This window comes from Pseudomonas sp. S1(2024) (assembly GCF_046557535.1).
Map to the genome: position 1 here is coordinate 178710 of NZ_JBKGFP010000001.1, position 14261 is coordinate 192970.

14 protein-coding genes are annotated in these 14261 nt (G+C 56.9%); 12 read left to right on the forward strand and 2 right to left on the reverse strand.

Features of this window, described 5'->3' with window-relative positions; genetic code table 11:
* Positions 1-4: 4 nt before the first annotated feature.
* The 3 genes from ACLCGK_RS00940 to ACLCGK_RS00950 all read left to right on the forward strand — a co-directional run bounded on the left by ACLCGK_RS00940 (position 5) and on the right by ACLCGK_RS00950 (position 2519).
* On the forward strand, positions 5-1075 hold the full coding sequence (locus tag ACLCGK_RS00940) for a cysteine protease StiP domain-containing protein (protein ID WP_410950895.1): 1071 nt from the start codon (positions 5-7) through the stop codon (positions 1073-1075).
* A 10-nt stretch (positions 1076-1085) separates the two neighbouring features.
* A complete protein-coding gene (locus ACLCGK_RS00945; protein WP_410950896.1) occupies positions 1086-1340 on the forward strand; it encodes a hypothetical protein in 255 nt (84 codons plus the stop codon).
* A 423-nt stretch (positions 1341-1763) separates the two neighbouring features.
* Positions 1764-2519 (forward strand): peptidyl-tRNA hydrolase, encoded by a 756-nt coding sequence (locus ACLCGK_RS00950; RefSeq protein ID WP_410950897.1) that lies wholly within the window; start codon positions 1764-1766, stop codon positions 2517-2519.
* Here the strand turns inward: ACLCGK_RS00950 and ACLCGK_RS00955 are convergent.
* A complete protein-coding gene (locus ACLCGK_RS00955; RefSeq protein WP_410950898.1) occupies positions 2489-2701 on the reverse strand; it encodes a hypothetical protein in 213 nt (70 codons plus the stop codon). The two genes, ACLCGK_RS00950 and ACLCGK_RS00955, sit on opposite strands and share 31 nt — an antisense overlap.
* Positions 2702-2812: 111 nt before the next feature.
* Between ACLCGK_RS00955 and ACLCGK_RS00960 the strand changes: the two genes are divergently transcribed.
* The 6 genes from ACLCGK_RS00960 to dcd all read left to right on the forward strand — a co-directional run bounded on the left by ACLCGK_RS00960 (position 2813) and on the right by dcd (position 9314).
* Positions 2813-3331, forward strand: a complete 519-nt coding sequence (locus ACLCGK_RS00960) for a hypothetical protein (protein ID WP_410950899.1) — start codon at positions 2813-2815, stop codon at positions 3329-3331.
* A 126-nt stretch (positions 3332-3457) separates the two neighbouring features.
* Positions 3458-4654: a hypothetical protein gene (locus ACLCGK_RS00965; RefSeq protein ID WP_056798888.1), complete on the forward strand. Its 1197-nt coding sequence runs from the start codon at positions 3458-3460 to the stop codon at positions 4652-4654.
* Between the two features lie 156 nt (positions 4655-4810).
* Positions 4811-6307 carry a DUF6384 family protein gene (locus tag ACLCGK_RS00970; protein WP_410950900.1) on the forward strand — a complete coding sequence of 499 codons (1497 nt, stop codon included), beginning with the start codon at positions 4811-4813 and terminating at the stop codon, positions 6305-6307.
* Between the two features lie 11 nt (positions 6308-6318).
* Positions 6319-7686 (forward strand): hypothetical protein, encoded by a 1368-nt coding sequence (locus tag ACLCGK_RS00975; RefSeq protein ID WP_410950901.1) that lies wholly within the window; start codon positions 6319-6321, stop codon positions 7684-7686.
* A gap of 24 nt (positions 7687-7710) precedes the next feature.
* Entirely contained in the window at positions 7711-8388 is a 678-nt protein-coding gene (locus ACLCGK_RS00980) for a hypothetical protein (protein WP_410950902.1), read from the forward strand.
* A 290-nt stretch (positions 8389-8678) separates the two neighbouring features.
* Entirely contained in the window at positions 8679-9314 is a 636-nt protein-coding gene (dcd, locus tag ACLCGK_RS00985; RefSeq protein WP_315696087.1) for a dCTP deaminase, read from the forward strand.
* Between the two features lie 59 nt (positions 9315-9373).
* On the opposite strand, the gene ACLCGK_RS00990 is transcribed toward dcd, so the two are convergent.
* Positions 9374-10921 (reverse strand): hypothetical protein, encoded by a 1548-nt coding sequence (locus ACLCGK_RS00990; protein ID WP_410950903.1) that lies wholly within the window; start codon positions 10919-10921, stop codon positions 9374-9376.
* Between the two features lie 168 nt (positions 10922-11089).
* On the opposite strand from ACLCGK_RS00990, the gene ACLCGK_RS00995 reads away from it, so the two are divergent.
* The 3 genes from ACLCGK_RS00995 (at position 11090) to ACLCGK_RS01005 (ending at position 14236) form a co-directional block, all read left to right on the forward strand.
* On the forward strand, positions 11090-12043 hold the full coding sequence (locus tag ACLCGK_RS00995; protein ID WP_410950904.1) for a hypothetical protein: 954 nt from the start codon (positions 11090-11092) through the stop codon (positions 12041-12043).
* 50 nt (positions 12044-12093) lie between these two features.
* Positions 12094-13014 (forward strand): hypothetical protein, encoded by a 921-nt coding sequence (locus tag ACLCGK_RS01000; protein ID WP_410950905.1) that lies wholly within the window; start codon positions 12094-12096, stop codon positions 13012-13014.
* Positions 13015-13099: 85 nt separating this feature from the next.
* Positions 13100-14236, forward strand: a complete 1137-nt coding sequence (locus tag ACLCGK_RS01005) for a hypothetical protein (RefSeq protein WP_410950906.1) — start codon at positions 13100-13102, stop codon at positions 14234-14236.
* Positions 14237-14261: the final 25 nt, after the last annotated feature.

Genomic DNA, 14261 nt, shown 5'->3' on the forward strand with positions numbered 1-14261 from the left:
CACCATGTTCCCACATACCTATGCCCCTGAAGACGTCACTGTGCTGCTGGAACGCCTGCACCCTGAATTCCTGTCCAAGGAAGAGCGTGCCGCACGTATCGCGGCGGGCACGCACTACAACGAAGTGATCAGCCGCGAAGAGGTGCCCGACCAGGCGTTTCTCGACCTGTTCAAAACCCAAACCGAGCGCTTCGGCGATCAGCTGGCGCACCTGTTCCTCAACCTCGCCTCGCAGATCCTGCTCGATGCCCAGGCCCGCGAGGTAGAGCCGGTGTTGGTCTCGCTGGTGCGTGCCGGCACCCCGACAGGCATTCTGCTTAAGCGCACCTTGGCCTTCTGGGGTGTACAGGCACCACACTTCACCGTCTCGATCGTCCAAGGCCGGGGGTTCGACGAGGTGGCCATCGAAACCATCCTCAGCGAAGGCTACAAACCTGAGCAGCTGTACTTCATCGACGGCTGGACGGGCAAAGGTGTGGTCAGGAACGAGCTGTCTTTTGCCCTCAAAAAAATGGGTGACCGGCTGGGCCAGTTCCACGACGCTCTGTATGTCCTGAGCGACATTGCCGGCGTGGCTGAATATGCCGCGACGCGGGAAGATTGCCTGATTTCCAGTGCGCTGCTGAGCGGGCCGATTTCCGGGCTCGTCTCCCGCTCTATCTACCAGGGTACGGCAGAATCGCCGCGCATGCACGGTGCCGCCTACCTGGAGTACATGGAGCCGCATGACCTGAGTCGCTACTTCGTCGACACGATCGCCGGGTGCATCAAGCAGGCCATCGATCGCGGCCACACCTCGCTGCACCAAGTGACAGTCAAAGAGACTGCCAGCGTCAGGATGCTGGAGTTCTACCAGCTGGTGGCCAACCGCCTGGGCATCAACAATCCGACGTTCTTGAAACCGGGTATCGGTGAATCCACCCGCCTCTTCCAGCGCAAGAAGCCGGCACTGTTGATCGTGCGCGATACCGAGGATCCCGAGGTGGCACATCTACTCGCCATGGCCAGAGCCCAGGACGTGCAGATCGAGATCTGGGAAGACATGTCGCTCAAGGCCTGCGCCATCACGCCATAAGGAGTTGTTCATGGACAATGCACAGCATCGTATCCAATCCCTTGAGGCGCGCTTAAAGGATCTTGAAAAAGTTGTGGAGGCCGTTCAATCCTTGCGCAACCCGGTCAAGCACGCCCTGGCGAACATCGACGACATTCGTCACGGCAACAATGTCACCAGCGAGGAAATGTGGCGGGCTTGTGGCCATTTGGACATCGCATTGGATAAACTTCGGGATATCGATAAATTGATCGCCCAGCTTGACCATGAAAGGCCAGTTGTTTAGGGATCTGCATCTTGATGTGACCCCCATGGCACCACCCGTGGGGCGATGCTGACCTCTGCCCGATCGCAGGTGACCTGCATTAGTTTGACCAGGGACTCGCCTTCATCGGGGAGACGCTCAAAGCGCGGGATGCCGTGTACCTGCCGGGCAATCATGAGGCGTACAGCGCAAGCATGGTCAAGGTCTGGGCACTGTTCCGCCAGCATGCCGAGCGACTACCTGGCTTCACCTTCCTCGACTGCACCACCGTGCTGTACGACAATGTGCGCTATATCGGCGCTATGCTCGGGGTGGATTTCCAGCGGCGGAGCCCAAGCATTTGCAGAATGATTCCCCGCTCTTTAGGGCAGGGAGGAAGTCAATGCGACTATTGCCGGCCAGTGCTCTTGCGTATAATGACCCCATTCTAGAAAGGAGTGTTGCATGAGCGAATTGAACCTGTTTTTCCGCAAAGACTTGGGTATGCGCAAGGGCAAGCTTGCCTCACAAGTCGCGCACGCCGCCTGCGCGCAGTTGCTCAATGCCATGGATGATGGCGGGGATCTGCGTTTGCTGCCCTATGCCGCCTACATGACCCTTCAGGTACTGCTGCGTGAACAAGCGGTGAGTGTCCACCCCGTTGAAAACGAAGAGGCACTGCACAATTCCCTGCCCGATCCGGCCAACGCGTCCATCATCATCGACCGTGGTCTGACCGAGTTCGGTGGCGTGCCGACACTTACCACCGCTGCCCAGGGGGCGTTCAGCGCCTCACCGAATAAAGCGGTGCCCATGTCCGGCGCCGACCTGATCGCCCGACAATGGTTTGTGTTCTCCAAGGAGCGAGCCTTACCGAAAGAGCATGCTGCCCGCATGGCGGCCATCGGTTGCCTGCAGATGATGAACAAGCTGATCAGCCAGCCTCTCGATGCCGGGTCTCACGCCGTGCTGCCACTGCAAGATCCCGCCCTGCGTGGGTGGCTGAACGCAGGCTTTGGCAAGATTGGTATGGGTATCAAGACCGATGCGGCCCTCAAGGGCCTGCGTGATGCCCTGGAAGGGCAGCAGATCCCCACCGTGTCGCTGGAAATGAATGGCAACCACCTGTTGGTGATTGGGCCGCAATTCCCAGAAACGGTGGCTCCCATCATGGGACGTGAATCGGATATCTATACATCAGGGATGCTATCGCTGCTGTGACCGATGGAATGGGCAATGGGGTTTGGTTGGACAGCCCCGGAGCCCATGCCCTGCAAAAACTCATTAACCGTTGGGCCGACCCCGCCATAGGCATGCAACCGCTCAATCGTTTCCTCGACTGAATACGCGGATAAGCGCTGATCAATCAGCGCCAGCATTTTCTCTGTTCGTTCCGATCGCATCGCTCCCCCTCCTTTTAGGTTGTGTATGACACGCCACCTTGACAGCCTTGCTCTGGGCTATCAGCATGGATGACGATGTTACCAGTTAATCGTTTATTGGGGGTATATACCATGAGCCCGCTTCCGATTTGCTTCAAAAAAACCTTCAATTCCGTTTTCCAATGTGACCTACCCGAATCCCATGGCCAGGATCTCTGGGAATTGGTCAAAGCTGATTTGCATCAGACTGGCCATCAGGAACTTGTCCAGATCATCGAGCAAAGTGCTTTCAGACTGCTCACACGCAACACCGGCATTTTCATGTCGGCACTGGGTCGCGTGACGATCGGAACAGTGTGCCCGCCTCTACTTGATCCAGGATACTGGGCTTGTCAGGAGCAGATACGCGAATTTCTTGGTGTTCCAATGTGTAGCATGGCCAACGCCGCCCCCTACCCCGCCAGCAGTGAAACCCTGGTGGAGGTGGAAGACGCCAAGGGCAATTGCATCCGTGTCCTAAAGCATCCATCGGGGGTCTACGATATCGCAACCAAGCTCCAGGGGGCCGCCGATTCAACCTATGTGCTCAGGCACCCTGAATGCTCTGCAGACGATGCCATTCGCGCCCTGGGCCACTACCTGCATTTCTGAAATCCGATGATGCGTCGGCGACCAAACCTTTATCCATAAATTGCCATTTTTGTTGAACCAGACGTGTTGACGGAATGGCAATTTATCCATATATTGCGTACACATCCCTCCGCAAAGGTTTCTCGCATGACCACCATGACCGCAACGACCCTCGGCGTACCCGTAAAATCCCCGGTAGCCAACCAGGCTTTGACCTTCCTGGACAAGGCTGTCGCAGGCTTCAAGTCACTGGGCATCGCCCTGCCAACGGCGGAAGAAGGCCCTGTGCAGAAGTTGATGGCGCGTGTCGCGAAGTATGGTCAAGACGAAGCCATGGTGATCTCCCTGGTGCTGAATCGCCAGCAGGCTTTCAACCAGATGGCCCGCGAGCAGATCTCTGGCATGGAGTTCGCCAATCGCCAGGAGCAGGTCGTTGCACTCTTCAACTCCGTGATCACCGACGCAAGAACCCAGGTGTCCCTGGTAGAAGGCGGCAAGCTGTCGTTCCTGGGCAAAATTCAGATCAAGTGGATGGAGGCCCGTCGCGGTAATTTCCCGACCCGATTCCACAAGATCGGCAGCGTCTACAATGCTGTTTCCAAGGATCTGGGTAATCAGGTCGAGCGTGAACGCAACATCCTCCTGGCCTACCAGGATTTTCGCTTCGCCCTGAAAAACAGTGAAGTGCAGGCACATGTGCTTCTCCAGCGTGCCGAAGCCGAACTGGACAAGGCCAAGCAACTACTGGATCAGGCGCAAGCCGAACTGGCCGCCTTCCCGGCAGAGGGTGACGCCGTTCGCCGCTCGGAACTGGAGCTGGCGCGAGACCTCAAGATCAGCGAGTACACGGCCATGGATGCCGACTACCAGGTCGTCAAGGACTGCGCCGACAACCTGAAGGTGTCCTACAACACCTCGGAGTTCATCTTTGCCAGCATCAAGCAGGACAATGACCTCAAGGCGCGCATGTACGAGCATGCGGTGTCGTTCTTCTCCACCAGCGACATCGTCCTGACCGGCCTGAGTGTGAAGTTCACCCAGAACAACGGTATGGCAGAGGCTGCGGCCACCGCCCAGGCCATGACGGACGGTATTGGCCGTGCCCTGGAGCACCTGGCCGAAGTCGGTGGCAAGAACGTGGAGGCGGCCATGCGCGCCGGTTATGGCCCAAGCATCATGGCAGAGCACCTGGTGCGCTTCATCGACCACGTGGTGGAGATGAAGGAAAAGCAGCTGACCATGACCGCTGAGCTGCGCCGCGAAAGCACCGAAAACGCTGCCAAGGCCGCGCTTGCCACCGAAGAAGGCAAAACCAAGTATGTGGCGCTGCTGACCCGCGCCTGATTTAGCCAGATATTGATTCCAGGGGAAGGGGTATCGACAGTGGCCGTCGTTGTCATCCACGGTAACGATGCCCTTCCCGCTTAATCCATTGGCTGAACGGCGCATGATGTGAAAGCGTGCGCCACCTTGCAAACCTAAACCCAAGGCGTAATGGTCATGTCTGAGAACTTGATGAATACACCGAGTGCAATGGCCATTGCTGCCAGCATCGATAACATCCGTCATGAGCGCTTGTCGCTTGAGAAACACCTGAATCTGCATCAAGATCGCCAGGCGCTGGAAGCCGAGTTTGCTGCATTCTATCGCCGCAACGGGGTGGAAGATGTCACCCCGGAAATGATTGAAAAAGCGGTCGCCGCCTACAAAAAGGATCGCTTCACCTACAAGGGGTGGAGCGGCGGCAATTTCAGCCGATCGCTCGCCAGCGCGTACCTGTGGCTGCAGCCACAATGGAAGAAACTGTCGCTCATGGCCGCCAGTGGTGTGTTGGGGGTCATGGTGCTGTCCATTGGCGCGACGAAGCTTTCGGGGGTACTTGACAGCATGGGCCGCGAGTCGGCTGCCGCATCGATCCAGCAGGATGTTGAAAACTTCAACCAGTCCCTGGCGAAGCTGGGGAAAGACATCACTGAGCGCCAGCAATGGCTCAACACCCTCACCAAGAAAGGCGCCAGCACGGCCCTGCTGTTGCACCAGCAACTCGCGGCGGTCAGTGACCAGTTGACGGTGTTGATCCAGCTGCGCGATGAGATCAGCGCCTGGGGCAAAACCGGCATGGTTGTTGACAAAGCGCTGGTCGAGAAAGATCCGGTCGCCGCTCAAGCGGCCTGGGAAGCCAAGACGCACACGCACGTCGCCGCCTTCAGCAAGGAACTTGCTGCTGCTCGCTCCGAGATGGCCAAGCGGGTAGCGGTGGTCGAGTCGCTAAAGAGCACTTCAGAGCAACTGGCACAGGTGCGAGCATCGGCCTTGTACGCCAGTTACGCCAACGAACCCGATGTTGCTTTCAAGCTGTCGCGTGCCGAGATGGACTTCAGTCAAGGCCGTGTTGAAGAAGCGCGTGTCGGCGTAGAGCAGCTGAATCAGTTGCTGCAAGGGCGGCAAAATGCAAAACAGCTGATCGCCAACGTACAGGCCCTGCAGAATCAGGTCGAGCCAATCTTCAAAGACGCCGAGGGCAAGGCGCGCCTGAACAAGCTGATGGCCCAGGCGCAGCTGGCCGCCCAACAGGGCAACAAGGACAGCTACACGCGCATCACCGACCAGGTGTCAGCGCTGGCCGACTATGTGGCCACCCCTTTACACATGGAAATCACCACCAGCTCCGCTGGCAAATCGGGTATCGAGCGTGAATACCATGAGAATGGGCAGAGCGCCAGCACGCCGGGCCCTAAGCGCTGGTACCTGGTGGTGCGCGCCGTTGATGCGACAGGCAAAGCCCGTGCCATGGACATCACCAACATCGAAACCAAGAAAGTCGAGCGGGTCAGCTTGTGGGCCCAAGAGGTGAGTAAAAAGGGGTACGACGCGGTCAAGAAGGACAAGATCGCTGACGGTATCCTGGACAACACCAACGTCGGTGACAAACCATCCGGTTTTTATGAATTCAACTACACCATGCCGATGCTCAACGGCACCCTGACGCGCTGGTAAGGAGCTAGATCATGGCCACAGGCAAACAGATTTATTCCAAGATTGAAGAGCGGGTCAATCAGCTCGATCGCGCCAAATCCAGTATCGAGGCGGAGCTGCGCCGCAACCAGCATGCCCAGCAAGCCAATGAGGCCAAGCGCCTGGAATGCATGAGCACGATCGCCTCGATTCATGTAGAAGCCTTGCTGGATAAGACCAAGAACCCAGTGCGTGCGGTTACCAGTGAAGTGGACAGTCTCGTCAGCCGCCGCGATCAAGCCTACCAGGATGTGCTCCTTCAGATGGATCGCTCGCGCACAGCGCTTCGTCTTTCCGATGTTGCCGTCGACCAGGCCCAAGCCGACTTCGAAGCCATGCGGATCCGCGTCTATGAAGAACTGGCCAGGTCAGGCGACTTCCGCGAAAAGCGTCGCATGATGGATGAGGCAAACGCCTGCGTGGACACCTGCGTACAGGTGGCCGCCGAGATTCACAAGGAAACTGCCGCGAAATTGGTGGCTTACCAGGCCGACCCATTGTTCAGCTACTTGGTGGCCAGGCGTTACGGCAACACCGATTACCTCGGCAAGGGACTGTTCCGCCGCCTTGATGGCTGGGTGGCGAAAAAAATCGATTACACCCAGGCCAAACATGACTTTGATGTGTTGACCCAGCTGCCGGGCCTTGCTGATGCGAAGGTGGTGGAAGCCCGGCTGGCCGTTGCCCGTGCCACTGACAACTACCGCATCATCGAGCAGCAGGTGCGCCGTCAGCACCGCTACGATGAGATGGAAAAGGCTGTGACCCAGGCAAAGGCCAAGCGCGAAGACTGCCGCAAGCAGATTGCCGAGCAGCAGAAAGCCATTGATGACTTCCAATCCAAGGAAGACAGCATCATGGGGCAGATTACCCGCAAAGTCCGTGACACGATGGCGCAATTCTCGTTTGCGACCCTTGACCGCCTCACCAAGGACACCGGCAGCAGTGCAGACGACCTTGCGTTGCGCCAGTACCAGCAACTGAATGACGAGGCGCCCATCCTGGCGGCGCAAGAACGAGAGATCCAGGGGCGGTTGCAACAGGCTGCGCAAGATTTCAAAAAAACCAAGGCGTTGCGCGACAGCTACGCCAGCAATGGTTATGACAGTTCGCGCCGAGAGTTTCCGGGCAGCTTTGATATCGATCGCCTGATGGCCGGGTACCTGGTTGGCCACTACAGCCTGGATGACTTCGAGCGAACCTGCGCCAGCAACTCCAGTATCGTGCAACAAACGCAGAGCTACCAGAGCAACAGCTCCAGCATTTCGAGCAGCAGCGGTACCCGCTCGGACAACAATTTCACTGTCAGTGACAGCATCTCAAGCGGCGGTGGTTCGATCTCCACCAGCGATAGCTTCTGAAGCCCACGACTAGGAGTGGTTTGAATGAATTCTCCCAGCATGACCCTGGCCGACCTGCGCCACCTGACGATCCATCAGCTTGAGCCATGGATGGTCTACGCCCCTTGGCGCTCCACCAAGGACTATGCCCAACGGCGCATCCATCAGCGTGTGGACAATGCCTCGAAGGATTTCCGGGGTTGGCGGGTGTCGGTCGAGTCGACTGCCGATGCCAGGCAGGCGCTGAACCAAAGCCGTCTGCGCTGTCAGAAAAGCTTCTACTTCGGGACTGTCGGCAGTTTCGAGGGCGCCACCCTGGAGGCGCAGGCGTACCGCGACAGCTGCGAAAAGGCCTTGGGCCTGGTGCCCTGGCGCCTGAAAAAGCTGGAGCATGTAGAAGACGCCTTTGCGGTGTCAGGCATCGTGCTTAATGTCGGCAAGCGAGCCCCCTTCTGGATTTACCGGCAAAATGGGCGCCGGCTGATCGGCAGCATTGCCCAGCTTGGCTTGCGGGGTGCTTACACCTGGCTGGCTGAGCGAGTAGCCGAGATCGAGGGCACCGCCTCTGTACCCTCAGACATCCCCATGCCACTGCTGACGGCTGAGCAGGAATCGGGGCTGATTGCCTACGGCATTGCTCAAATGGAGCTGGAAGTCGAACGCCAGCACAGTAAGCAATGGGCCGTGGATTATGTTGCCAAGCATGCACCACGCAATAAATGAGTATTGAAGGCCCCTGGAGCGCACGGGCGCTTCAAGGGGCATACAGAAATTGATGTTCAGCCCTAACGGTTATCAAGCAATCGCAGGGTGACACCTGCCGCATTCTAGCTCTATCAGCCAGCCCCCGGAAAACGGCATTGCGCCCCTTATGAGCCCCAATTCAAGGGGGCATTGCACCGTCCCCTCTCGCAATTTATTCAATATACGAATTATTCATCTATCCGCAAAATCCTGATATGCTTGACGTTTCTCTCATTTAGCGCCGCAAGGCTCCTGAAAAAGGTATACGCATGACCATCAAGTCTGACAAATGGATCCGCACCATGGCCCAGGAGCACGCCATGATCGACCCCTTCTGCGATCGCCAGATGCGGTTTGGCGACTACCGCGCCTATGTTCAGCATTGTGAGGATAATCACCTGCCACCGATGATTCGGTCGATGTGGGAAGAACGCAACCGGGTGATCAGCTATGGCGTGTCCAGCTTTGGCTATGATGTGCGTTGTGCTGACGAGTTCAAGGTCTTCACCAACATCAATTCGGCGATCATTGATCCGAAAAACTTCGACGCCGGCAGTTTTGTCGACGTCAAAAGCGATGTCTGCATCATTCCACCCAACTCGTTCGCCCTGGCTCGCACCGTGGAATATTTCAAAATCCCGCGTGATGTGCTGACCATCTGCCTGGGCAAAAGCACCTACGCCCGTTGCGGCATCATCGTGAACGTCACCCCGCTGGAGCCAGAATGGGAGGGTCATGTAACCCTGGAGTTTTCCAACACGACCACCCTGCCCGCGAAAATTTACGCCAACGAAGGCGTTGCCCAGATGCTATTCCTGCAGTCCGACGAAGCCTGTGAAGTCTCGTACAAGGATCGCGGGGGTAAATACCAGGGGCAACGGGGTGTGACCCTACCAAAGGCTTGAGTCATTCACTCAGGCGCTTAGAAGCAGAAAGTGGCCGGCGACTGCCGGCCTTTTTGCATTCAAAGGCCGAGGTCTCTGCTCAGGTAGTTATCCAGGTGTTTGTCGAACACCTTGACGCCCTCCAGTGCATGCCGGTCAACGCCCAGTGCCTGAACCTTCTTCAGTCGCGTTTCAGTGCGAAGCAGCTCATTGACATCGACCAGGGCACGCTCGATCAGCCGCACCACCAGGTGCCCGAAGGCCGGGCGTGTCATGAACCCCCCAGGCACCATGTCATTCTTGAAGTAGGCTTCCAGATCTGGCCTCAGCGTGTGGATGGCATCAAGCTTGGCTAATACGTCCAGCAGCTTGTCCACTTCCGCCTTCTGCAGCAGCATGCCCTCCTCACTGGTCTCTGTAAGACGGTCGGTAAAGGCGGCGCAGGTAGACGTCGTGAAATGGTAGTGCAACACCGGCTTTTGCCGGATGTAACCCAATTCTGCGAAGTGCTGAGCAGACTCCAGCGACGTGCAAAGCGCATCCAGGCAGGCATGCCCCTTGATATCCCCTATGCCATACTGGATGAACAGCTCGCGATAGGTTTCAACCACCGCAATCAGCTGGGGCAGACTGTTGATAGTGTGATACTTACCATTGCCTATGGCGGATCTCAACTCTTTGCCAAAGGCCTCCAGTGCCGCTTCAGGTTCAATGCTTGAGAGGGCTTCGACCGCATACTCAGGCTCCAGCAACAATGACTCAAGTGCCCCCGCTGTGGCCTCAGGCAGCTTCATGGCCATGATGGCCTTGGCCGGCTCGACCCGCGCCATAGGCTGCGGGAAATGCAATAATAGAGCTCGTGGCAGGTTGATGCTGAGATAGCCCGCGTCAAGCTCGGTGCCGAAGTCTACCTTTTGAAGCAGGGTGGCGGCTTGCAGCAAAGCAGGCCCCATGTAGCCTACGGCACGAGCGGTTTCGCTTGGCATGATGCCGGAGTCACAGATGGTTTCTATTAGCTTCTTGGCAGCGGCCACCCGATCCTTGCTGCTGTATCGAGACAGACCGTCAACCCAGGCATGCAGGTAGTCCTCATAGTGTCGCGAGGCATACATGAACAAGGGGGTGTGTTCAGACTGCAGTGCACTCGCGAAGAAATGCTGCTTGGGCACCAGCGCATCCGGTGCAATGACCTGGTCGTCGAGCTCATAGGGCGCGACAAACGCCTGGGTGCGATCCAGTAGTGCGTCCCACTGACGGATGTACTCCACCGGGCCGACGCCGCCCTCCTCCTTGGGCAATGCCAGGGGGTTATGCAACTGCACCAGGCGCGCCGACTTCTCTTTGCGGGTGTAGGACTTGTTCAGGATGAGGTGTTCGACATGAAACGGGTTGATATCCTGGTCAAGGAAGGCCTTCCACAAGGCCTGCGTGTCATAGGTTTCACCACTGAAGCGCGCATTGAAAGCGTCGATGAATTTTTCCCAGAATTGACGCTGCAAAAAACCAGGGCCCTTCAGCTGGCTGCCGATGGTCTTCTTCGGATCATAGGTTTCATCCTCAAGGCCCATGTACAATTTCTTCACAAGGTTTTTAATGATGAGCTCGGGGTTGGGAATCACTTTCGACATGGTGCACTCACAATTCGCGATGAGCCGAGCCTGGCGTCGGCTGTAGATACTCTGAGTTTAACAAGGGAGCATTGCGAGCGAACAGCACCCAGGTTAGCCAGGTCATAGCTGACGCGACCTGAGCTCCATGGGTACAGTGAAGAAAACAGCAGGACTTTGGAGTGTTACATGCATCGACCACGATCACCCCTGGAGCAGTGGCGGCTGACCCAGCATTTCGCGGCACGCCGTGGACGACACATCCGCTCCTTTGCGTTTCAAGAGCACGTGCCCGATGGCCTGGAGTCTGAGCAGGCCTTTTCCGCGCAGGTGGAGCAATTTCTCGCGCTCCTGGGCTTGCCGCCCATTAAGTACCGCGAGTACCAGGCCAGCAAACCTGAACCTTACCTGCTCCAAAGGATGTATGCCGGTGGGCTTTCTGATCAACAGCGGGTTAGCGAGGTGCTCCATGGTGTCGAACATTCGCTGTGGCAAGCCCGGCACCCTTGGCGTATTGCCGATTGGGTGGACTGGGATGAGGTAGAGCGGCGGCTAACCGGTGATGAGGAAAGCGCCAGAACGCTTCAGAAAGTGTTCACCAAGGTTGCAGGGATCGATTTTGCACAGCTGGAAGCTGGTGCCACCCAGGCGGTTGTACTGGGCCCTGGCCGCTTGCCGCCCGACCGCCAGCGCCGCCAGGTTGGGGAGCAAGCGTACAGCAAATGCCCGTTTGAAAGACGCTGGTACCGCGATGCGCTGTTTGGCTATCGGTTTTCAGTGGTCACCTGTGACATGGAAATGATTTACTCATGGGGGAACCCACCTGAGCAAGACTTTAAATCTCAAACCCAAAGCTACCACGCAACCCTCAAGCAAGCGATCGAAGCGGTCTTCACTCATCTGCCAGACAACAGCGAAGATCGCAGTGTCTTCGTATACTTCAAGGATTACCAGCTGCTTTCCTGCATGCGACTCAATGATGAGTATACGTGGAAAAAACACGCTCACACCTATGACCGGTGGCACTCGCCTTGCCCAGTTGATGTCAAGATTATTGCCGACACGTTGTATGAGGTGGAAGTGGCGCTATTGGGCGAAGTCAAGTCCGCTGAGCGTTTCTTGATGGATGACTTGGGGCTTTAATGACTTGCGGATTCGGCAGCCTGCATACTGAGAGTAAGAGGAGCGCTGCCATGAATCCCATAGAGCCAATCGAAAATTTCACGCTGTCCAAGGCGTTTGCCAAGACAGCAGAAATTCATCGCAATCGGTATAGTCAAATCACCACAACTGACCTCTGGATCGCCGCTGATAACGATCTGGAGCGCAACCCCGTGGTGTGTGACATCCTTTTCAATTGTTTCCACGTGACCGTAGTCGAGGGCGGTTTCAGCAGCAAGTCCCCCAATCCATTGATGTGCACATTGATGGTCATGAGCTTTTCCCGAGAATTTACCCCAGAAGATGAGCACCTGCTGCGCTTCGACAAACTGGTCTGGGCCCTGCAGGCAATGTCTAGCCACGAGCGCTGCGTGGTTGATCGGGTGTTCGAAGCGCTCGTGGGGAGCAAGGTGGATGCATTTCTGGAAGCGTATCGACCTCAGCCTCAGGTGATCGAGCAGGCGGCGAAAGCACTGAAGGCGTATGTTCATGAGGAGGGGCAGTACCGTTGTGATCGCACCAGCCAGCTTCGCCCCGCTGAAATTTTCAGTCAGCGCTTCTGGTTGCAGCACATCCGGGAAAGACGGATGCTCAATGTGGACGGCGCGGAAGATCCGACGCCCTTTTATGAGCAAACCCTGATCAGTACCCACGGTTGCTTTGAGCAGGCCATGGATGCCCTGCTCCAGGCTGCACGGGATGGCTCATTGCATCGCGGCATGTGTCTGCAATTAAAGTTCTATGGGTTTACGCTGCTCGAAGGTTATCAAGAGGCTCAGGGTATCGTGTGGCACAAACCTGGGCATGAACATGATGACATACCGGACTACTATAATGCCCACTGTGGCTTCACCACCCAGGAGCTTTGTCAGGCACTGCTTGAGCGGGAGGTTCAGCTGGGCCATGGGGAGCAGGTGCTTCAAGATTTCTTAACACTGGATTTGGGGCTTTGACGAGATGGAATCAAAAAACAAGCTGCTCAACTACTTCATGGAACTCAATGGCGTAGCTCCGTTCAGCTACGCCAGAGCAGCATTCATGGAGGATTACATCCACCAACATGGGACAGCTATTGACCCGTTGATTGCTGACATCCTCGGAAAAACTGGCAAAGAGGACAGTCCAACCAGTTACAAGAGCGCGGTGCTGGCAACCGCCCACCTGATTGTCGACACCATCGAGCAGCGCCCCGACAGCCCTTGGGTCGAGCTCTCTGCACAGCTCTCAAAAACAGCGGCAGGCCCGAATTACAATATACTGATGGGGCCGCTGCTCAATTTCGTAGGGGAAAAAGCACAAGCGCTGAATGCAGCGGGGTTAAGTATCTTGACCCTCGTGCCTGCTTCGGTCGAACCATTGGCCACCTTCGAAGCGCTGTTCAGCAACCGCCGAGACATGATCAGGGACATGCTGGCCTACAACCTGGCGCAGCACTTTCGCGCCTACTCAGCCTTGATCGAGGGTGAAATGGACATGACGGCCAAGGGCTACCGCCGCTACCCGTCTTACTTGCAGTCGCTGATCAAGCCCATTTTGTTCACCCAGCCACTGAACGTTGATGCCTCCGAGATCCGAACGATGGTGTTTGGCTGTGCTGAACTGGGTGCAGAGGAGCGCTACGCCCGCGTGGTGAACAATGCTAGACGCGTGTGGCAGGCCAGTGGCCTGGCCAGTGAGTGCAAGCTTGTCGATATGCCGGCGCTCTCCCCGGCGTTCATGACGCGCTATGGCCAGGCGATCGCCCAGGAGATCTTCGATCTGGTGAATACCGGCTTGCGCTATGGCATTGGCGCCGATGGGATACACGGCCTTGGACAGGTCATCAATCACTTGTCCAGCCAAGGCCTGGACTGGCTTTCAGCCTTCACCTTGTCCACGCAAAACGGTAGCAACATGGCGGCGCTGGATGATGATCTGGGCGAGGCGGATCGGGAGCAGGCCCTCAAGCTCTTTCTCAGTGCCTTTGCGTTTCGCAACTCGGCTGACCACGAAGCTTCGCGCCATTTCTGTAACCTGGTCATGGATACGCTTCCCAAGGAACTGGTGGCCACCGGGCTGGACACCGACAAGATCCGCAAACGCCGGTATTACCACTGCAATGATCCGTTCTATTTGAACCTTATGGAGGAAGATTCAGCAGTTGAAGGGGTGCTGCAAGAAGACCTTGGCCTGTGACGCGTTAATGGTATATTGACACCAT

Coding starts and splice junctions, on each gene's coding strand:
- ACLCGK_RS00940 (WP_410950895.1), top strand. CDS start 5: ATGTTCCCACATACCTATGCCCCTGAAGACGTCACTGTGCTGCTGGAA.
- ACLCGK_RS00945 (WP_410950896.1), top strand. CDS start 1,086: ATGGACAATGCACAGCATCGTATCCAATCCCTTGAGGCGCGCTTAAAG.
- ACLCGK_RS00950 (WP_410950897.1), top strand. CDS start 1,764: ATGAGCGAATTGAACCTGTTTTTCCGCAAAGACTTGGGTATGCGCAAG.
- ACLCGK_RS00955 (WP_410950898.1), bottom strand. CDS start 2,701: ATGCGATCGGAACGAACAGAGAAAATGCTGGCGCTGATTGATCAGCGC.
- ACLCGK_RS00960 (WP_410950899.1), top strand. CDS start 2,813: ATGAGCCCGCTTCCGATTTGCTTCAAAAAAACCTTCAATTCCGTTTTC.
- ACLCGK_RS00965 (WP_056798888.1), top strand. CDS start 3,458: ATGACCACCATGACCGCAACGACCCTCGGCGTACCCGTAAAATCCCCG.
- ACLCGK_RS00970 (WP_410950900.1), top strand. CDS start 4,811: ATGTCTGAGAACTTGATGAATACACCGAGTGCAATGGCCATTGCTGCC.
- ACLCGK_RS00975 (WP_410950901.1), top strand. CDS start 6,319: ATGGCCACAGGCAAACAGATTTATTCCAAGATTGAAGAGCGGGTCAAT.
- ACLCGK_RS00980 (WP_410950902.1), top strand. CDS start 7,711: ATGAATTCTCCCAGCATGACCCTGGCCGACCTGCGCCACCTGACGATC.
- dcd (WP_315696087.1), top strand. CDS start 8,679: ATGACCATCAAGTCTGACAAATGGATCCGCACCATGGCCCAGGAGCAC.
- ACLCGK_RS00990 (WP_410950903.1), bottom strand. CDS start 10,921: ATGTCGAAAGTGATTCCCAACCCCGAGCTCATCATTAAAAACCTTGTG.
- ACLCGK_RS00995 (WP_410950904.1), top strand. CDS start 11,090: ATGCATCGACCACGATCACCCCTGGAGCAGTGGCGGCTGACCCAGCAT.
- ACLCGK_RS01000 (WP_410950905.1), top strand. CDS start 12,094: ATGAATCCCATAGAGCCAATCGAAAATTTCACGCTGTCCAAGGCGTTT.
- ACLCGK_RS01005 (WP_410950906.1), top strand. CDS start 13,100: ATGGAGGATTACATCCACCAACATGGGACAGCTATTGACCCGTTGATT.